This is a genomic window from Dyadobacter sp. BHUBP1, assembly GCF_050587785.1.
In the GTDB taxonomy this organism is placed as follows: domain Bacteria; phylum Bacteroidota; class Bacteroidia; order Cytophagales; family Spirosomataceae; genus Dyadobacter.
Genome location: NZ_JBOBIH010000008.1, coordinates 122,180 through 142,677 on the forward strand (window position 1 = coordinate 122,180; position 20,498 = coordinate 142,677).

The 20,498-nt window shown below is 48.4% G+C and carries 16 protein-coding genes and 4 tRNA genes; 1 reads left to right on the plus strand and 19 read right to left on the minus strand.

The window, feature by feature from the left end:
- Positions 1–79 precede the first annotated feature (79 nt).
- From ACQ4MZ_RS25665 to ACQ4MZ_RS25755, 19 genes are all read right to left on the minus strand, one after another.
- Positions 80–2,224 carry a molybdopterin cofactor-binding domain-containing protein gene (locus tag ACQ4MZ_RS25665; protein ID WP_430849962.1) on the minus strand — a complete coding sequence of 715 codons (2,145 nt, stop codon included), beginning with the start codon at positions 2,222–2,224 and terminating at the stop codon, positions 80–82.
- A 2-nt stretch (positions 2,225–2,226) separates the two neighbouring features.
- Positions 2,227–2,688 (minus strand): (2Fe-2S)-binding protein, encoded by a 462-nt coding sequence (locus ACQ4MZ_RS25670; RefSeq protein ID WP_430849964.1) that lies wholly within the window; start codon positions 2,686–2,688, stop codon positions 2,227–2,229.
- Between the two features lie 94 nt (positions 2,689–2,782).
- Positions 2,783–3,112: a DUF3467 domain-containing protein gene (locus ACQ4MZ_RS25675; RefSeq protein WP_041736494.1), complete on the minus strand. Its 330-nt coding sequence runs from the start codon at positions 3,110–3,112 to the stop codon at positions 2,783–2,785.
- Positions 3,113–3,244: 132 nt separating this feature from the next.
- Positions 3,245–7,567 (minus strand): DNA-directed RNA polymerase subunit beta', encoded by a 4,323-nt coding sequence (gene rpoC, locus ACQ4MZ_RS25680; RefSeq protein ID WP_430849967.1) that lies wholly within the window; start codon positions 7,565–7,567, stop codon positions 3,245–3,247.
- 81 nt (positions 7,568–7,648) lie between these two features.
- Positions 7,649–11,515 (minus strand): DNA-directed RNA polymerase subunit beta, encoded by a 3,867-nt coding sequence (rpoB, locus tag ACQ4MZ_RS25685; RefSeq protein WP_430849969.1) that lies wholly within the window; start codon positions 11,513–11,515, stop codon positions 7,649–7,651.
- Positions 11,516–11,794: 279 nt separating this feature from the next.
- Positions 11,795–12,181, minus strand: a complete 387-nt coding sequence (gene rplL / locus ACQ4MZ_RS25690) for a 50S ribosomal protein L7/L12 (RefSeq protein ID WP_223400673.1) — start codon at positions 12,179–12,181, stop codon at positions 11,795–11,797.
- Between the two features lie 90 nt (positions 12,182–12,271).
- Complete coding sequence (rplJ, locus tag ACQ4MZ_RS25695) at positions 12,272–12,802, minus strand: 50S ribosomal protein L10 (protein WP_430850251.1); 531 nt, start codon at positions 12,800–12,802, stop codon at positions 12,272–12,274.
- A 1-nt stretch (position 12,803) separates the two neighbouring features.
- Positions 12,804–13,502, minus strand: a complete 699-nt coding sequence (rplA, locus tag ACQ4MZ_RS25700; protein ID WP_430849972.1) for a 50S ribosomal protein L1 — start codon at positions 13,500–13,502, stop codon at positions 12,804–12,806.
- Between the two features lie 36 nt (positions 13,503–13,538).
- Positions 13,539–13,988 carry a 50S ribosomal protein L11 gene (gene rplK / locus ACQ4MZ_RS25705; protein ID WP_015812907.1) on the minus strand — a complete coding sequence of 150 codons (450 nt, stop codon included), beginning with the start codon at positions 13,986–13,988 and terminating at the stop codon, positions 13,539–13,541.
- A 75-nt stretch (positions 13,989–14,063) separates the two neighbouring features.
- Positions 14,064–14,618: a transcription termination/antitermination protein NusG gene (nusG, locus tag ACQ4MZ_RS25710; RefSeq protein ID WP_015812908.1), complete on the minus strand. Its 555-nt coding sequence runs from the start codon at positions 14,616–14,618 to the stop codon at positions 14,064–14,066.
- Between the two features lie 33 nt (positions 14,619–14,651).
- Positions 14,652–14,843, minus strand: a complete 192-nt coding sequence (gene secE / locus ACQ4MZ_RS25715) for a preprotein translocase subunit SecE (RefSeq protein WP_015812909.1) — start codon at positions 14,841–14,843, stop codon at positions 14,652–14,654.
- Between the two features lie 19 nt (positions 14,844–14,862).
- Positions 14,863–14,933 (minus strand) — tRNA-Trp (locus ACQ4MZ_RS25720).
- 102 nt (positions 14,934–15,035) lie between these two features.
- Positions 15,036–16,223, minus strand: a complete 1,188-nt coding sequence (gene tuf, locus ACQ4MZ_RS25725) for an elongation factor Tu (protein ID WP_291200727.1) — start codon at positions 16,221–16,223, stop codon at positions 15,036–15,038.
- 142 nt (positions 16,224–16,365) lie between these two features.
- Positions 16,366–16,437: transfer RNA gene (locus ACQ4MZ_RS25730), tRNA-Thr, on the minus strand.
- 155 nt (positions 16,438–16,592) lie between these two features.
- Positions 16,593–16,668 (minus strand) — tRNA-Gly (locus ACQ4MZ_RS25735).
- 63 nt (positions 16,669–16,731) lie between these two features.
- Positions 16,732–16,814: transfer RNA gene (locus ACQ4MZ_RS25740), tRNA-Tyr, on the minus strand.
- A gap of 164 nt (positions 16,815–16,978) precedes the next feature.
- Positions 16,979–18,085, minus strand: a complete 1,107-nt coding sequence (locus ACQ4MZ_RS25745; RefSeq protein WP_430849976.1) for a hypothetical protein — start codon at positions 18,083–18,085, stop codon at positions 16,979–16,981.
- 11 nt (positions 18,086–18,096) lie between these two features.
- Entirely contained in the window at positions 18,097–18,981 is an 885-nt protein-coding gene (locus ACQ4MZ_RS25750) for a hypothetical protein (RefSeq protein WP_430849978.1), read from the minus strand.
- Positions 18,962–19,552, minus strand: coding sequence for an RNA polymerase sigma factor (locus ACQ4MZ_RS25755; protein ID WP_430849980.1), 591 nt, complete (start codon positions 19,550–19,552; stop codon positions 18,962–18,964). The genes ACQ4MZ_RS25750 and ACQ4MZ_RS25755 overlap by 20 nt, the downstream gene beginning before the upstream one ends.
- Positions 19,553–19,684: 132 nt before the next feature.
- On the opposite strand from ACQ4MZ_RS25755, the gene murI reads away from it, so the two are divergent.
- A complete protein-coding gene (gene murI / locus ACQ4MZ_RS25760; RefSeq protein WP_430849982.1) occupies positions 19,685–20,494 on the plus strand; it encodes a glutamate racemase in 810 nt (269 codons plus the stop codon).
- Positions 20,495–20,498: the final 4 nt, after the last annotated feature.

Sequence of the window (20,498 nt, forward strand, 5' to 3'; positions counted from 1 at the left end):
GCTATAAATAAAGGCAGTAAGATAAAAATGCGGTATCACATTTTCCCCTTACTGCCTTACAATTTGCACGATTTAATATCTACGAAATGCCTTTGAAAGCCTCCTCATTAATAAACGGCTGGTTCCTCAGACGCTGCTTGGTAGCTTTATAAAACGCATTGGCCACTGCTCCTCCCGCCGGCGGCAATGCAGGCTCACCCAGGCCGGTGGGAGAAATGCCATTGTCCACGAAATAGACATCTACCTCAGGAATCTCGTTCATACGAATCAAACGGAATCCATTGAAATTGCTCTGGTCCGGAGTACCTGCTTTGAAAGTCATATTCCCGAACATCGCATGGCCTACCCCGTCAACAACCCCGCCGCGTACCTGCTGTAACGAACCGCTTTTGTTGATCACAATACCGCAGTCGACAGCCGCAATAATGTTTTTCAACGCCGGCTTGCCTTTTTCAACAACCACTTCACCCACCTGCGCCACATATGACCGGTGTGAGAAGTAGACGCTGAAACCCTGGTACACGCCTTTTTTCTTACCCCAGTTGCTCTTTTCAGCCGCCAGTTTAATCACCGCGATCATCCGGTCAACATCATACTTTACTTCTCCAGCCGGTGATTTTTTTGCTTTTTCCAAAAGGGCGAGGCGGAACTGTACGGGATCCTTGCCTGCGGCCTCCGCCACTTCGTCGATGAACGACTGCTCGGCATAAGCGAGGAAATTGGTAATCGGCGCACGCCACGGGCCAGTGGTAATGGCCGATTTATGCTCCACCGAATCGATCAGCAGGTTATCCACTGAGCCGGAGGGGAAATTATCCTCGCGGGTAGGATTACCCGAGTTAATACCCACGCCGCGCAATTTATAGCCAATCATTTCTCCATTTTTATCGAGTGCGGCCTCGAACCGATAGCGCACCGCCGGGCGATAGGTACCACCGGTCATGTCGTCTTCGCGGGTCCATATTACCTTCACCGGCGCTTTCACCAGTTTGGAAACATGTACCGCTTCGATGGCAAAATCGGCCGAGAGCCTGCGCCCGAAACCACCTCCCTGCCGTGTGATTTCTACGGTGATTTTTTCAATCGGGAAGCCGGTAATTTTTGCCGCGGCCTCGCGTGCACGATCGGGTGTTTGCGTCGGGCCTACGAGTTCCACGCCATCCTCACGTACGTGCGCGAAAAAGTTCATGGGTTCCAACGGGCTGTGCGGCAGGAACGGGCATTGGTATTCGGCTTTAATCACTTTGGCTGCGCCCTTGAATGCAGCCTCGACGTCGCCATTCTTCCTGCGAACGGTGGCCTCGCCATTGTCCATTAGATTGGAGAAAATGCGGTTGTGGTCTTCCGAACTCTCGAGATCAGCTACTTTTTCGTATTCAATTTTGAGCGCTTCACGCGCCTTTTTGCATTGCCAGGTCGATTTACCAACTACGGCGACGCTGTTTTCGAAAGTAACTACGTCCACAATGCCAGGCATGGCTTTGGCGGCTGCGGAATCAACGGATTTCAGTTTAAAACCAAATGCCTTAGGACGTTGGATTATTGCGAAGAGCATTCCCTCGCGGTAGAAATCCAGCCCGAAAAGCGGTTTGCCTGTCGCGATATTCTTGTTATCGACATTTCTGACCGATTGACCAATCAGTTTGAACGACTTTTCATCTTTTAATTTAATGTCGGTCGGAGCCGTAAGCTTACCAGCCGCCTCTGCGAATTCTCCATAACTGCCCGATTTACCGGAAGCTTTATGGAACAATTTGCTATCCGCAGTGGTGATTTCGGAAGCAGGAACTCCCCATTTGGCCGCTGCCGCATGGACGAGCAAATGGCGGGCAGTAGCTCCGGCCTTGCGTAAGCGCTCCCATGAATGCGGAACGGCGCCGCTGCCGCCTGTTACCTGGCGTTCAAACGCAGCGTTATCCAGGCGCCCCTGCACTGTTTTAACCAATTTCCAATCGGCGTCCAGTTCTTCGGCGACCACCATTGGAAATGCGGTTTTAATGCCCTGCCCTATTTCGGGGTTAGGAGAAATGATGGTAACGGTGTTATCGGAACCAATGGACAAGTAACTATTGAACTTTACCGATCCGGCTGCGATTTGCCTGGCATCCACTACAACGGGTGCGGCGGTGGTGTCCGACCAGTTGAATCCCAGGAACAAGCCGCCACCGGCCGCTGCCGCGAGCTTCATGAAGTCGCGACGCGATGTCTGATTTAACGTGCTCATGGTTAGTTGGTTTTAGCAGCTGCAACTTTCACGGCCTCACGAATGCGGTGGTAGGTTCCGCAGCGGCAAAGATTGCCGCTCATCGCACCGACGATCTCCTCCTCAGTTGGTTTGGGTTTCTCTTTGAGGAATGCCGCGGCCGTCATGATCTGACCTGCCTGGCAGTATCCGCATTGCGCCACATCCACTTCGTCCCACGCTTTCTGAACCGGGTGATCTCCTTGTTCCGACAACCCTTCGATCGTGGTCACCTTTGCTTTGCCCACTGCCGACACCGGCAATACACAGGAGCGGACAGCTTTGCCATCCAGGTGAACGGTACAGGCGCCGCATTGCGCGATCCCACACCCGTACTTGGTGCCTACAAGGCCCAGATTATCGCGCAATACCCACAGCAGCGGGGTATCACCCTCCACGTCTGCGCTGTATGCACGGTTGTTGATTGAAAGTTTGAATAATGCCATGGTGATTAAGAGTTTGCCAAAAGTTACAAAAAATCACCAATGAAGCCAAACTCCTTATTCGCGAAGTAGCTGATTAATAGCGATATATCCGCACTTACGCTTCGCCACCCGGGCCACCGAAACTGATCGGGAAGTTGAATGTAGGCTCGCTATCCTGTGAATTCTGAATGGGGCCGTATTGGTCTTCGTACTTCTGAATATTGTCACGCAATGCGGCTACGAGGCGCTTTGCGTGTTCGGGCGTTACGATTATGCGGGCCTTTACCTTCGCGCGCGGGACGCCGGGCATAAGTCGGATGAAGTCAAGAATAAATTCGCTGTTGGAATGGGCGATCATCGCCAGGTTGGAATACACACCTTCGGCCATTTCCTCTGACAGCTCTACATTGATTTGTTGTTCGTTCTCCTTGTTTTCTTCTTTCATTGCTGGATTTAAATAGCTGTGCTATCGAATTTACTTTGGATGGGAAAATTACTAAAAATACCGAGCTTGGAAAAGTAAAGAGCCGGTCCTGCTAGTGCAGGCCGGCTCTTTGTTTACTCCTATTCAGTGGGATTACGCCAACTCTTTTTTCTTGCGTGATTGTCTCTCGCGAGAATCGGACAGCGCATCGAATTCTTCTTTCGATCCAACGATCAGGTTTTCGTACATACGCATACCTGTACCGGCCGGGATCAGGTGACCTACGATCACGTTCTCCTTCAAGCCTTTCAGTTCATCGCGTTTACCACGAACAGCCGCTTCGCTCAATACTTTGGTTGTTTCCTGGAATGAAGCCGCAGAAACAAAGCTTTCAGTACCCAAAGAAGCTTGGGTAATACCCATCAGCGTTGGTCTTGCGACCGCAGCCTGCGCATCACGAGCTGTAACCAGTTTCAGGTCACGACGTTTCAAGCTCGAATTTTCATCGCGCAAACGGCGTACTGAAATGATCATACCCGGTTTCAGTGTTTCGGAGCTACCGGCGTCTTCAACTACTTTCATATCCAGGATCTTGTCGTTTTCCTCGCGGAATACCACGCGGTCGACAGCCTGCATTTCGAGGAAGTTGGTGTCACCAGCGTCCAGGATATCCACTTTCTGCATCATCTGGCGTACGATACATTCGATGTGTTTATCGTTGATCTTCACACCTTGCAGACGGTATACCTCCTGAATCTCGTTCACGAGGTACTCTTGCACCGCGGTTGGTCCTTTGATAGAAAGGATATCCGCAGGGGTAATAGCACCATCAGAAAGCGGATCCCCGGCTCTTACGAAGTCACCATCCTGAACGAGGATGTGTTTCGAAAGAGGTACCATGTAACGGCGTTGCGTTCCGTCTTTCGATTCGATATGGATTTCACGGTTACCGCGTTTTACGCCGCCGTAAGATACCACACCGTCGATTTCGGATACCGTTGCAGGGTTGGACGGGTTACGTGCTTCGAACAATTCGGTCACACGTGGCAGACCTCCCGTGATATCGCGTGTTTTACCAACAACACGTGGGATTTTCGCCAGCGGCTGACCAGCCTTGATGCTCGCACCAGCTTTCACAACCAGACGCGCTCCAACAGGAAGGTTATAGCCTTTTTCAGTCTGATCTTTCAACAAGGTAGACTTACCTTTCACCACGATAGCCGGGTTTTTGGTTTTGTCACGCGTTTCAATGATCACCGACTCCTGGAAGCCTGTTTGTTCGTCAAATTCTTCACGGAATGTGATACCTTCTTCGATCGCGTCGAATGATACGGTTCCTGTGAATTCCGAAAGGATTACCGCGTGATAAGGGTCCCAGGTACAAAGTTCCTGTCCTTTGAATACGGTATCGCCTTCTTTTACTTGCAAATGCGCACCGTAAGGTACGTTGTTCGAGATCAGCAGTTGTTTCGTTTCAGGGTGAACGATTTTCACCTCACCTGAACGGCCCATTACTACCGTTACTTCGTCGCCTTCCGAGTTAACAGATTGTACCAAACGAAGGTCTTCGAACTGGATCAAACCATCGAATTTCGCTTTGATGTTGGCCTCAACAGAGATGTTGGAAGCCGTACCACCCACGTGGAATGTACGGAGTGTCAGCTGTGTACCCGGCTCACCGATTGACTGGGAAGCGATTACACCAACCGCCTCACCGATGTTTACCATCTGGGCAGACGCCAAGCTGCGTCCGTAGCACTTCGCACAAACGCCGTCACGGGTTTCGCAAGTCAGTACCGAACGGATTTCAATCGTTTCAATGCTGGTTTCGTCAATGTAAGCAGCAATTTCCTCGGTGATTTCCTGCCCTGATGTAAGGATCAATTCGTTGGTCAACGGATCGAACACATCGTGAACGCTCACACGGCCAAGAATACGTTCCGACAATGGCTCTACGATATCTTCATTGTCTTTCAATGCCGAGATTGCGATACCACGGAGCGAGCCGCAGTCTTCTTCTACTACCACCACGTCTTGTGCAACGTCGTGCAAACGACGGGTCAGGTAACCCGCATCCGCAGTTTTCAACGCTGTATCGGCAAGACCTTTACGCGCACCGTGGGTAGAGATAAAGTACTCCAAAACGTCGAGACCTTCTTTGAAGTTAGAAAGAATCGGGTTTTCGATGATTTCACCGGCACCACCAGCGATGTTTTTCTGAGGCTTGGCCATTAGACCCCTCATACCACCCAACTGACGGATCTGCTCGCGGGAACCGCGGGCTCCGGAGTGCATCATCATGTAGATAGAGTTGAATCCGCCTTTGTCTGTTTCCAGTTGCTTCATCAACGTCTCTGTAATGCGTGAGTTAACGCGCGTCCAGATATCGATCACCTGGTTGTAACGTTCGTTCTCCGTGATGAGACCCATCAGATAGTTGTTCCAGACGTTTTCAACATCGCCTTTCGCCTGCTCGATGAGTTTTTCTTTTTCACTTGGAACCATTACATCGTCCAATCCCATTGACAAACCACCTTTGAAGGCCATTTGGAAACCAAGTTCTTTGATTTCGTCAAGGAATTGAGCGGTACGGGCTACACCAGCCTGTTTGAATACCAAACCGATGATCTGTTGAAGCTTTTTCTTAGTCAACAACTCGTTGATATAGCCTACTTCCTCAGGAACTGCCTGGTTGAACAGGATACGACCTGCAACGGTGTCAATCAGTTTCACTTCAAATGAACCGTCCTCGTTACGAACGCGAACGCGGCATTTGATATTCGCATGTTTGGAAAGCTTGCCTTCGTTGATCGCGATGATAACCTCATCCGGACCGTAGAAGATTTTGCCTTCACCCTGGATAGGATACTGTTCGGTGCTTACGCGACCTTTTGTCACATAATACAGGCCCAAAACCATGTCCTGAGATGGTACCGTGATCGGCGCACCGTTGGCAGGGTTCAGGATGTTATGCGAAGAAAGCATCAGCATTGAAGCTTCCAATACGGCTTCCTGGCCCAGTGGTACGTGTACCGCCATCTGGTCACCGTCAAAGTCAGCGTTGAATGCCGTACACACCAATGGGTGAAGCTGGATCGCCTTACCTTCGATCAGTTTAGGCTGGAATGCCTGGATACCCAAACGGTGAAGTGTCGGAGCACGGTTAAGCAATACCGGGTGACCTTTCAGTACGTTTTCGAGAATATCCCAGATCACAGGATCCTTGCGGTCTACGATCTTCTTCGCTGATTTTACAGTTTTAACAATACCGCGCTCGATGAGCTTGCGGATAATGAACGGCTTGAAAAGCTCGGCAGCCATGTCTTTCGGCAGACCGCATTCGTGCAGTTTCAGTTCAGGACCTACCACGATAACCGAACGACCAGAGTAGTCGACACGTTTACCGAGCAAGTTCTGACGGAAGCGGCCTTGCTTACCTTTCAGCATGTCTGAAAGTGATTTCAAAGCACGGTTACCTTCCGAACGTACCGCGTTCACTTTACGGCTGTTGTCGAAAAGGGAGTCAACCGCTTCCTGCAACATACGCTTTTCGTTACGCAAGATCACCTCAGGTGCCTTGATCTCGATGAGGCGTTTCAGACGGTTGTTACGGATGATCACACGACGGTAAAGGTCGTTCAAATCCGAAGTCGCGAAACGGCCACCATCCAGAGGTACCAATGGGCGCAATTCTGGTGGAATAACCGGTACCATTTTGATCACCATCCATTCAGGGCGGTTTTCGATACGGGTATTCGCATCGCGGAATGCTTCTACCACTTTCAGACGTTTCAAAGCTTCCGCTTTACGTTGCTGAGAAGTATCGGTAGCTGCCTGGTGACGGAGCTCGTAAGAAAGTTCGTCGAGCTTAATGCGGCTCAACAGCATTTCCAACGCATCAGCACCCATTTTCGCGATGAATTTGTTGGGATCCGTGTCAGGAAGCAACTGGTTCTCGCGTGGGAGCTTGTCGATGATATCGAGGTATTCATCTTCGGTCAGGAAGTCGAGGTAGCCAACGCCGTCCTCTTCTTTGATACCTGGCTGAACAACCGCGTACCGTTCGTAGTAAATGATCTGGTCGAGTTTCTTGGTAGAAAGACCCAGCAGGTAACCGATTTTGTTCGGCAAGCTGCGGAAGTACCAGATATGTGCAACGGGAACCACCAATTCAATGTGACCCATGCGCTCGCGGCGAACCTTTTTCTCGGTTACCTCCACACCGCAACGGTCGCAGATGATTCCTTTATAGCGAATGCGCTTGTATTTCCCGCAGTGACATTCCCAGTCTTTTACAGGACCAAAAATGCGCTCGCAGAACAGACCGCCCATCTCCGGCTTGTAGGTCCGGTAGTTGATGGTTTCAGGCTGGGTTACTTCACCGAAGGAGCTTTCTAGGATAGACTCCGGTGACGCCAGACTGATCGTCATTCTGGAAAAGTCGCTGTTTAATTTTTTATTCTTTTTGAAAGACATAATAAAGAGTCGTTTGTCTGTTAGTCGAAACTAATTCAATTGCATTTCTATGGCGCGGTTGCCCGCGCCAACGACTAGAAATTAGTCCAGTGTAATCTCCAATGCTAGTCCACGAAGCTCGTGAACGAGTACGTTGAATGACTCTGGGATATTTGGTTTCGGAAGGTTTTCACCTTTCACGATCGCTTCGTACGCTTTGGCACGGCCCACCACATCATCGGATTTCACCGTAAGGATCTCCTGAAGAATGTGCGATGCACCGAACGCTTCAAGCGCCCACACTTCCATTTCACCGAAACGCTGTCCACCGAACTGCGCTTTACCACCCAATGGTTGCTGGGTAATGAGCGAGTATGGCCCGATAGAACGCGCGTGCATTTTATCGTCAACCAAGTGGCCCAGTTTCATCATGTACATCAGACCGACTGTTACCGGCTGGTCGAACTGCTCACCAGTGAGACCATTGTACAGGTAAGTACGTCCCCAAGCCGGCAGACCCGCCTCTTTCAATTCGGCAGCTACTTCCGCTTCTGTTGCACCGTCGAAGATCGGTGTCGCATAACGACGGCCGAGTTTCAGACCAGCCCATGCCAGAATCGTTTCATAGATCTGACCGATGTTCATACGTGAAGGTACCCCCAATGGGTTCAACACGATGTTTACCGGAGTTCCGTCTTCCAGGAATGGCATATCTTCGTCACGAACGATACGCGCCACAACCCCTTTGTTACCGTGGCGACCCGCCATTTTATCACCCACTTTCAGCTTGCGCTTTTTGGCGATGTAAACTTTCGCAAGCTTCACGATACCAGCAGGCAATTCATCACCCACTTCCAATGCGAAACGATCGCGTTTGAAGCGGCCCATTACTTCGCTGCGGGCATTGAGATAGTTTTTCAACACCAGAGAGATCTGACGGTTGGTATCAGCGTCTTCTGTCCACGAGTCGGTCAATACGTCTCCGATAAGGTTTACCTCCTCAGGAACTGCGTATTGGCTTTCGTCTCGGTACGGGTTGTTGGCAGGGAACAGGTTCTCCGAGATATTTCTCACGTTGAACTTCATTCCTTTGCTGATCAGCTCGTCGCCGAATTTATGTTTTACACCCGAGCTGGTTTTGCCGTCAGTCAGCGTCACCAGTTTGTCGATTACGCGTCCGCGCAATGCAGTCAGGTCGCGGCTGTATTTCTTCATCAACAGACGAAGCTCGTCTTTATGTTTTGCACGCTCTTCTTTGGTTGGGCGAGAGAAAAGTTTGGTATCGATTACCACACCTTTCATCGATGGTGGTGCCTTTTTAGAAGCATCCTTCACATCACCAGCTTTATCACCGAAGATCGCACGAAGAAGTTTTTCTTCAGGGGTAGGATCAGATTCTCCTTTTGGAGTGATCTTACCAATCAGGATATCACCTTCTTTTACTTCTGTACCTACTTGTACGATACCGTTTTCATCGAGGTTCTTCACTGTTTCCTCGCTTACGTTCGGAATCTCAGCGGTCAGCTCTTCTTCCCCGCGTTTGGTATCACGCACTTCGAGTTCGAATTCTTCGATGTGGATCGAAGTAAAGATATCGTCGCGTACTACTTTCTCGGAAATTACGATCGCATCCTCGAAGTTGTATCCCTGCCAAGGCATGAATGCAACCAGAAGGTTACGGCCCAATGCAAGTTCACCACCTTCGGTACCATAACCCTGGCAAAGCGGCTCGCCTTTTTTCACTTTCTGACCTTTCAACACCATTGGTTGGAGGTTCAAGCAAGTGTCCTGGTTGGTACGACGGAATTTAACTAGGTCGTAAGAAACGCTGTCGTCGATGAAGCTCACAAGGCGATCCTCGTCAGTACGGTCGTATTTCACGACGATCTTCTTCGCATCTACGAATTCAATCACACCGTCGCCTTCTGCTACTACCAATGCACGGGAGTCCATGGCCACGCGGCGCTCCAGACCTGTTCCTACAATAGGAGCCTGTGGACGCAACAGAGGCACACCCTGGCGCTGCATGTTAGATCCCATCAAAGCACGGTTCGCATCATCGTGTTCGAGGAACGGAATCAACGAAGCCGCTACTGATACGATCTGGTTCGCAGCAACGTCCATATAAGATGCCTGCGAAGGATCTACCATTGGGAAGTCGCCTTCGAAACGTGTTTTGATTTTATCAACGGTAAAGTTTCCTTCTGCATCCACAGAGGCATTAGCCTGTGCAATGTATTTGGAATCTTCTTCTTCCGCCGTCATATAGATCAGCTCGTTGGTCAGCTTACCTGTGCTATCGATCACCCGGTAAGGCGTTTCGATAAAGCCCATGCCATTCACTTTCGCGAATACGCAAAGTGAGGAAATCAGACCGATGTTCGGACCTTCCGGTGTTTCGATCGTACACAGACGCCCGTAGTGGGTGTAGTGAACGTCACGAACCTCGAAACCTGCTCTTTCACGGGAAAGACCACCTGGTCCGAGTGCCGACATACGACGTTTGTGCGTAATCTCAGCCAATGGATTGGTTTGGTCCATGAACTGAGACAGCTGGTTGGTACCGAAGAACGAGTTGATCACCGATGACAATGTTCTTGCATTGATCAAATCAACCGGTTTGAAATCCTCGTTGTCACGCACGTTCATACGTTCCTTGATGGTACGCGCCATACGTGCGAGACCTACGCCGAACTGTGCATACAGCTGTTCGCCCACGGTACGTACACGACGGTTTGACAAGTGGTCGATATCATCGACTACCGCTTTCGCATTGATCAGACCAATGAGGTATTTCACGATGGAAACGATATCCCCAGTCGTCAGTACGCGGACGTCAAGGCTTGTATCCGATCCCAATTTCTTGTTGATCCGGTAACGGCCCACATCACCCAGGTCGTAACGCTTATCCGAGAAGAACAAGCTCTGGATTACGTCACGTGCAGTTTGCTCATCGGGAGCTTCCGCATTACGCAGCTGACGGTAAATTTGCTCAACAGCCTCCTTGTCGGAGTTCGAGCTATCTTTTTGAAGCGTGTTATAAATGATGTTATAATCCGCTACGTTCATGTCCTCTTTGTGCATGATGATCGACTTCTGACCTGATTCCAGGATCACATCGATATCATCCGCAGAAATAGTAGAGTCACGTTCCAGCAACACTTCGTTACGCTGGATAGAAACTACCTCGCCGGTATCCTCATCCACAAAGTCCTCAGTCCACGTACGGAGAACCCTTGCCGCCAACCGGCGTCCTACTGCCTTTTTCAGGTTAGCAGGCGTTGCGCTGATTTCCTCCGAAAGGCCGAACAGGTCGAGGATATCTTTATCAGATCCAAAACCGATCGCTCTCAAAAGGGTTGTTACCGGGAATTTCTTCTTACGGTCGATGTACGCATACATCACGTTGTTCACGTCCGTAGAGAATTCGATCCAGGAACCTTTGAATGGAATAATCCGCGCAGAATATAGTTTGGAACCATTGGTGTGCTTGCTCATCGAGAAGAACACGCCTGGTGAACGGTGAAGCTGAGAAACGATGACGCGCTCAGCACCATTGATCACGAACGAACCGCGTTCGGTCATGTAAGGAATGTTTCCAAGGAAAACTTCCTGTTCAATGGTTTCAAATTCTTCATGATCGGCGTCGTTACAGATCAGACGCAGCTTCGCCTTTAAAGGCACTGCGTAAGTCAGACCGCGATCGATGGATTCGTCGACTGAATACTTCGGTGGCTCAAGGAGATAATCGATGAACTCGAGAACGAAGTTTTCGCGTGAGTCGGCGATGGGGAAGTTTTCAGCGAAAACTTTGTAAAGTCCTTCTCCGGAACGGTCTTCAACCGATGTATCCAGACTAAAGAAATCACGGAACGATTGTACCTGGATTCCCAAAAGATCGGGATAATCGATAATCTGATTAATCCGAGAGAAATTCTTTCTTGGTGTTTTTGGATTAATAGTAGCCAAGGCTATGTGTGATTTGGGTTAGCAGAAAAACTAATTAGTTTTAACCTAATCTATTGCCTCGTAGAGAAAGGTTAACCGTCCCTGTTCTTCCATTCTACGAGTAAGGAAGTGTTTCGGACAAAGTTAGCCGGAAGGAGATTTCGGCAGTAAACCCGTTACCGCCTCTAACCAGAACGCTAAAAAGAGCTTTTTCGTTTGGTTGGTATAGAAAACAGGAAAAGACCTGACGGTTGTCAGGCCTATTCCCTAAGAATTTATCTTCTAATGCTGTGGAGCAAATTACTTCACTTCAACTTCTGCACCAGCTTCTTCAAGTTGCTTTTTCAGAGCGTCAGCTTCGTCTTTAGCAACACCTTCTTTTACAGGTTTTGGAGCGCCGTCAACGAGTTCTTTCGCTTCTTTCAGGCCAAGACCAGTCAGGTCTTTAACCAATTTCACAACAGCAAGTTTACCAGCACCAGCCGATTTCAAGATTACATCGAAAGATGTTTTCTCTTCTACCGCAGGAGCATCAGCACCAGCGCCAGCGCCAGGGCCTGCTACCATTACTGCACCAGCAGCTGCTGGCTCAATACCGTACTCGTCTTTAAGAATTGCAGCCAATTCGTTCACTTCTTTAACCGTAAGGTTAACAAGCTGTTCTGCGAAAGCTTTCAAATCTGCCATTTTTATTTTGATTTTTTTGATTATACAATAAGATGATTTAAAAAAGGCTCCTTTAATTATAAACCCGGAGAGCTAAGCCTGGCTACTTAATTAGTCTTCTTTTTCAGATAAAGTTTTCAGAATACCAGCCAGGTTCTGTCCGCCGCTTGTAAGGGCGCCGATAACATTTTTGGCAGGTGATTGCAGCAATCCGATCACTTCGCCGATCAGTTCTTGTTTCGATTTCAGTGAAATCAGAACGTCCAGCTGGCTTTCTCCAACAAAAACAGATGAATCAACAGAAGCTCCTTTGAATTTAAGCTTGTCGCTACCTGATTTCTTTTTGAAATCCTTGATCAATTGCGCAGGTACTTTACCTGACTCCGGGTGAAACATTACTCCGGAAAATCCTTTCAACACTTCGTCGAAAGAAGAATAATCCGTATCTAGTGTTTCAAGCGCTTTTTTAATCAATGTATTCTTCACAACACGATATTCAACACCACGTTCGAAGCAAAGGCCTCTCAGGGTATTTACCTCGCTCACGGTCATGCCGCTTGCATTGGTAATGTAGAAGTATGGCGTGCTGGCGAATTTTTGACTTAACTCGTCAATAATTACTGCTTTTTCTTCCCGTGTCATATTACAATCCTGGAATCGTGTTTTTGTCAATAATAACACCCGGGCTCATCGTGCTTGACAAGTGAATGCTTTTTACGTAAGTTCCTTTGGCCGATGAAGGCTTAAGGCGAACCAAGGTATTGATAACTTCCGTTGCGTTTTGCGCAAGCTGGTCAGTTCCGAAAGAAACTTTACCAATGCTGGTGTGGATAATACCGGTCTTATCAACTTTGAAGTCGATTTTACCAGCTTTCACTTCCTTCACAGCTTTGCCTACTTCGGGAGTTACAGTTCCTGACTTAGGGTTTGGCATCAGACCGCGAGGACCCAATACTTTACCAAGTCTACCTACTTTTGCCATTACACTCGGCATTGTAATAATCACGTCGATGTCTGTCCAGCCTTGCTCGATTTTTGTAATGTATTCGTCAAGACCAACATAATCCGCTCCTGCCTCTTTCGCTTCTGCCTCCTTGTCGGGAGTACACAGCACCAATACGCGAACTTCTTTTCCGGTTCCGTGTGGCAATGTCACCACGCCACGCACCATTTGGTCAGCTTTACGAGGATCCACGCCCAAACGAACGTCGATATCTACGGAAGCATCAAATTTGGTATAGGAAATCGTTTTCAGAACATCCGCAGCTGCTTCCAGGGTATAAGCCTGGGTTGCGTCGTATTTTGAAAGAGCTTCTTTTTGCTTTTTGGTCAATTTTCCCATGTTCTTTGTTTCTTTGGCGTATCTATAAATCTACGCTCAGTTGTTTTCTTCCCATGGGGCCTTGCCAGCCACGGTGATACCCATACTACGAGCCGTTCCCGCGATCATTTTCATAGCAGACTCTACGGTGAAGCAGTTCAGGTCGGGCATTTTAGTTTCAGCGATCGTCTTAACTTGATCCCATGAAACTGATCCTACCTTTACACGGTTTGGCTGAGCCGAACCTGTCTTTACTTTTGAGGCTTCCAGAAGAAGAATAGCGGCCGGGGGGGTTTTGATGACGAAGTCGAAAGACTTGTCTTTGTAGTATGTAATAACTACCGGCAATACCACACCCATTTTATCCTGGGTACGGCCATTGAACTGCTTGCAAAACTCCATGATATTCAAACCCTTCGATCCTAGTGCAGGACCAATTGGAGGTGATGGGTTGGCTTGGCCACCTTTCACCTGCAGTTTGACGTATCCACCTATTTCTTTTGCCATTGTTTTGGAATTTGTCGGTTCATCGATTGATTAGCGGCTCACATGCAGTTGGAAGCCTACCTGCCCGCTATTCGCTCAACTATCCTTTTCTACTTGTGCGTAACTGAGTTCCACGGGTGTATTACGCCCGAATATTTTTACAACTACATTGAGTTTTTTCTTCTCATCGAATACTTCTTCCACCAGACCAATGAACCCGCTGAACGGACCATCTACGACTTTCACAGTCTCGCCTTTGATGAAAGACATGCTTGGCGCTTCTTCGTGCTGTTCTGCTTCGTCGACCTTACCGAGAATACGGTTAATTTCTGACTGACGCAGCGGAACGGGCACTTTGGAATTTCCTTCGGCATTGCCCAGGAAACCAATTACGCCGGGAATACTTGTAATAATGTGCAGAACCTCCCCTTTGGACAGATCGGCTGAAATGATAATATACCCGGGAAAGAAGTTCTTTTCCCGTACACGCTTTTTACCGTTACGCATTTCGTAAATCTTCTCCGAAGGGATCAGGATTTGCGGAACGAATTCATTCAGTTTCTGGCGTGTTATTTCATTTTCAATGTAGGACTTGATCTTTTTCTCTTGTCCCGACACTGCCCGCAATACAAACCAATTTAGACTACTCATACCTTTCAGGGGGTTATCTTTACTAAAATAGCCTTAGAAAGACTGGTAAAACAGTTTCAGTGCATTCTCGAATACGAGATCCATTACACCTACCACGAAGGCAAAAATGAGCGAACCTACAAGCACCAATGTGGTGTTGGCTTGCAGTTCGTTGAAAGGCGGCCACGTAACATGTTGGGTCATTTCTTCCCAGGACGCTTTCAAAAAAGAAGTAAATTTTTCCATTTCACCTTTTCGATTTATGCACGGGTGGAGAGATTCGAACTCCCATCAACGGTTTTGGAGACCGCTATTCTACCCTTGAACTACACCCGTTTATCGTGCAATTGCCCATTCGGGGCTGCAAAGATACGACTTTTTTATAAAAAACAAGTGCATTCCAAAAGAAATGCACTTGTTTTAATATTGCTATCTTGATTAGTCAAGAATTTCAGTTACCTGACCAGCACCTACGGTACGTCCACCTTCGCGGATCGCGAAACGAAGACCTTTTTCCATAGCGATTTTGTTGATCAGTTTCACTTCGATAGTGATGTTGTCACCTGGCATAACCATTTCAACACCAGCAGGAAGTGTAATTTCACCTGTCACGTCAGTGGTACGGAAGTAGAACTGAGGACGGTATTTGTTGAAGAATGGAGTGTGACGTCCACCTTCTTCTTTCGACAGTACGTAAACTTCACCTTTGAAGTGCTGGTGAGGCTTAACTGAACCTGGCTTACAGATTACCATACCGCGACGGATCTCTTCTTTGTCGATACCGCGAAGCAACAAACCTACGTTGTCACCAGCTTCACCGCGGTCAAGGATCTTACGGAACATCTCAACACCTGTTACAGTTGATTTGAGACCTTCTGCACCCATACCGAGGATATCAACAGGATCACCAGAGTTGATTACACCACGCTCGATACGACCAGTTGCAACAGTACCACGACCAGTGATCGAGAATACGTCTTCAACAGGCATCAAGAATGGAAGATCAGTCATACGTGGAGGAATTGGAATCCAGGTATCAACAGCCTCCATCAGATCTTCGATAGTTTTAACCCACTTAGGTTCGCCGTTAAGACCACCCAAAGCAGATCCCTGGATTACAGGAATGTTGTCGCCATCGAATTCGTAGAAGCTCAGAAGCTCGCGGATTTCCATCTCAACGAGTTCAAGAAGTTCCGGATCATCAACCATGTCCACTTTGTTCATGAACACAACTAGCTGAGGAACACCTACCTGACGAGCAAGAAGGATGTGCTCACGAGTTTGTGGCATTGGACCGTCAGTAGCAGCAACCACGATGATTGCGCCGTCCATCTGAGCAGCACCAGTTACCATGTTCTTCACGTAGTCAGCGTGACCTGGGCAGTCAACGTGCGCATAGTGACGGTTGGCTGTCTGGTATTCTACGTGAGAAGTGTTGATTGTGATACCGCGCTCTTTCTCTTCAGGAGCATTGTCGATTGATGAGAAGTCGCGTTTCTGTGCAAAACCTTTATCAGCCAACACAGTTGTAATCGCCGCTGTAAGGGTAGTTTTACCGTGGTCAACGTGCCCGATAGTACCAATATTTACGTGGGGTTTCGAGCGGTCAAACGTCTCTTTTGCCATGACTTAAGTACGCTTAAAATTAAAAGTTATTACGAATTTATTATACACTACTAATTGATCCTGCTGGCTTTACTGCAATCAAACACCGCAAACGTTACCAAACCAGGATCAAAACCAATGCAGGGACACTTCCTGCTTTCTGAGCTTTTGAGGGGATTTGAACCCCTGACCTCTTCCTTACCAAGGAAGTGCTCTACCCCTGAGCTACAAAAGCATTGTTACTTCTTTCTCTTTCATCTTCCCAAGGAAGTGCTCTACCGCATCGGCGGACCGCCCTGAGCTACAAAAGCATTGTTCTTAGAACCAAAAAGCGATTAGCGAAAGTTATCTATTGAATGTTTTCGCTAATCGCTTCGATGATGCTTCTAATGGAGCGGAAGACGAGGTTCGAACTCGCGACCTATAGCTTGGAAGGCTATCGCTCTACCAGCTGAGCTACTTCCGCATTTGTTTTCGTCTTTAACCTCAAAACTGGTATGATTTGAAGCACTTTCTCAGACTCAAACTGTGGGGGCGGATGGATTCGAACCACCGAAGACATAAGTCAGCAGATTTACAGTCTGCCCCATTTGGCCACTCTGGTACACCCCCAGACAACATTTCAACACAAGCGTGAAAACCGTTTGTTTCACAATTTGGAGTCGCAAAATTATACCCATTTTTTAGATTCTCAAATTCTTTTGAAAAAAAATTAAAAAAAAATACAGCCTGGGATCAAAAACGCAGATTCCAGGCCGTAGGGGCACTTTTACAACTTAGAACAATCTTACTCCGAAACTCAACATACGGACCGACGGCCCTCTGTTGGCCTGATACAGATTATTCAAATCATAGTTCACAAATAAGTCAGGAAAGTTACGGATACCGATTTCGGCGGCTAAGCCATAGCGCAAATCTTCGATGTAAAAATTACGTCTGTCGCGATCCACATCCTTCGATCCAACTTGCCGGACCTTGGTATAGCTGCCCAGGCGGTACCCGCCGTAGACACCCGCGCTGATGTAGGAAATGAACGACCTCGAAAAGCTCAATGTAGGCATAATCGACAGGTTCACATAGGGGACCACGAGTTTTGATTTTCCGAGATCCACCTCCTCGCCTGCGTCGTTCTTCACAAGCGGAAATTCAACACCGTCGTCCGTTTTGATGATCGTATTGTTGCCGTCGTACATCATGTTGTACCACGAAAAGTCGATCCCGAAATCCAGCGTTAACCCCGCATCCTTACCCCGGACCAGATTCGCACTTGCAACATATCCCAAGCTCACATAACGCGATCCGAACGGTTTCAGGTCATAATCGTCCTTGTTGAAACCGGGGGTCGTCTCATTCGTACCATAAGCATTGAGCCCCAGTGCAATATTAAAGCCCTTCCGTGGGCTCGATCCGCCCCACGAACTCCGGTGAAACCGCTTTCCGATGCGCCGGTAAGTAGAATCCGACCCGACTACCTCATCGCCGTCCTTCACATCCACTCCTGAGCCGTCGATAGAGACTTTCGTATCGCCGTCCCTGATATGAATGCCCCGGAGGCCAATCCTTACATAATCCTTGTCCGCCTCCTGCTCCGGGTTTTTCAAATACTTATTCCCGTTGAACTCCTCCCGCAAAAACGTCGTGTCGGCCTGCGTACTGTCCAACCTGACTTTGAGATCCTTCAAAAGCGCATTAAGGTCGTATTTCATAATCTTTTCTAGCTCCGTCCGGTTTTCGCCATAAATGATCAGCCGTGTTTTATCGCCAAATGTCACGATAATCGAATCCTTCTCGGAAAACTCATCATTAAATTTCAAAGAACCGGCGCGCGTGCCAATGGCTGCCAATACAAACAGCACCGCCATTGCATATATTTTACTTTTCATGGCACAATAGATTACAGTTTAGTCTTTTCTTTAGGGTGGTCTTTGTCTGAACTTTTGTCATCCTTGCCACGCAGGCGATCGTCCACGCGTGCTACAAGGCTTTTCGGATTAAAACCCACTTCCTCCCAGTCGACTTTCTCACCTGCCCTCGCATTTTTGAGCTGACGGAAAACCCTTGCAAACCGGGTATTACGTGGTTTCTCTTCCCCTTCATTAGTGCCGGTCTCCACCGCAACGACAATCGTTCTTGTCGGTTCGGGTTCCGGCTTGTTTACCCGGCTAACAGCTGGCTCATCGGGCAAAGTCTTTATATCCTGCGCAACAGGATTTTTTGTAGGTTCCGCTTGCATTGCATTCACCGGAACCGAAGGGTTTTCCGCAATAGCGACAACCGGTGCATTCTCAACAGGCTCGGGATGAGTATCGGAAGTTTGAATGCGCGGTACCTTCACATTTGGCATCTCATTGTCATGAGCTTTGACTACTTGCGCTATCTGTGTCTTTCCATTACCAGGTGCATTGTAAGCGGGTTTCAAAACCTTCCCGGTGTTATCCACTTCGGCATTAGTTTTTTTCTCCGCCCCAGTCAGTTGTTCAACCGGTACATTTAATTTTTCTACTGCGTAAATCGCTGAATCAACAGGCGCAGGCTTAGCCACTGCAACAGTCTGCTGCGGTTGAATGCCACCCGGGGAAACACCCTGCTGATTCTGCCAAACCAGGTATCCTCCCATCATTGCCGCCGCCACGCCGGCCGCAGCATACCAACCCCACACAACGGGACGGTTCTTCGCCGGCCGCGTTTCCTGAATTTTCAGCCACGCATTTTCCGAAGGTGTTTTTTCCAATCCTTCGAGTTTGCGTTTGAAAAGATCATCAACAGGATGCTTTTTCATAGTCTACTTTTTTTTTATAATCATTCTGCCATTCCGCCACCATCCTTTGCAACAAGCCCCGGGCGCGGTGCAACTGTGATTTCGATGTACTTTCGGTGATGCCCAGCATCTGGGCGATTTCAATGTGTGCGTAGCCTTCAATAGCGTACAGGTTAAAAACCGTCCGGTAACCTACCGGTAGTGCTTCGATCAACGCCATCAGCTCTTCGGTTTCCAGGTTCTGATCGGCGTGGATGTAATCGGGAATGTTATTGGCCTCATCCGACAGGTTATCTTCCAGTATCCGTTTTTGTTTCCGCAAATAACCCAGGGACTCGTTCACCATAATCCGTCTGATCCACCCTTCAAAACTCCCTTCGCTGTTAAACTGGTTTATTTTCTCAAAAACCCTTAAAAAACCCTCCACCATCACATCCTCGGCCGCCATTTCGTCGCATACATAGCGGAAGCACAAAGCCAGCATTCGATGGCTGTACTTGTCGTAAAGCTGTCGCTGGGCCTTCGGATCTTCCTTCCTGAGGGCTTTGACGAGCTGTGCTTCCTGGCTGAATAATGCTAAAATTCGACCCATTCTAATTGGTGGTTTCGACAGCAAGATGCGCATTCCTCCGCGTGAGGTTGCATGTGCCGGAAAAGTTTTTTGATATATTTTTTAGCTTTGATGTGAATATCACTCTTTGACCACCAAAAGGACTTTTCTCCAATGCTCGACTCCTCTGCGCCCATCGGAATTTTTGACAGTGGAATCGGCGGTATGACCGTCGCCAGTGCCGTAACCCGGTTGCTTCCCCAGGAAAACACCATCTATTTCGGCGATACGGCGCATTTGCCTTACGGCGATAAATCGACGGCTGCCATTCAGGCCTATTCGATCAAAATCTGCAATATGCTTTTACAGCAAAACTGCAAGCTGATTCTCATCGCCTGTAACTCCGCGTCCGCGGCCGCGTACGAGCTCGTGCGTGAGTACGTGGGAAGCAAAGCGAAGGTTTTGAATGTGATCGATCCGGTAGTGGACTATGTGAAGGAGCATTATGAAGGTAAAACCATCGGCCTGATCGGCACCAAGCAGACGGTTCTTTCCAATGTGTATAAAAAGAAAGTTGATGCGTTGGATCGCAACATCCACCTGAAATCCCTCGCTACGCCATTGCTCGCACCTATGATCGAGGAAGGTTTTTTCGACAACAATATCAGTGAAAGTGTCATTGCCAACTATCTCTCTGATCCGTCTCTGAGTGGCATTGAGGCGTTGATACTCGGTTGCACGCATTATCCGCTGATCAAAACGCAGATCCGCAAATTCTACGGCGATACGGTAGAGACGCTCGACACCTCGGAAATCGTCGCGCGATCGCTGAAAGCCTGGCTCGAACAGCACTATCTGATCAACGAGAAAGGCGAAGGCAAACGACAGTTCTATGTGTCGGATTACACACTGTCATTTGAGCAATCCACCAACATATTCTTTGGCCGGCAAATCCAGCTGGAACATTATCCGCTTTGGGAGTAATGCG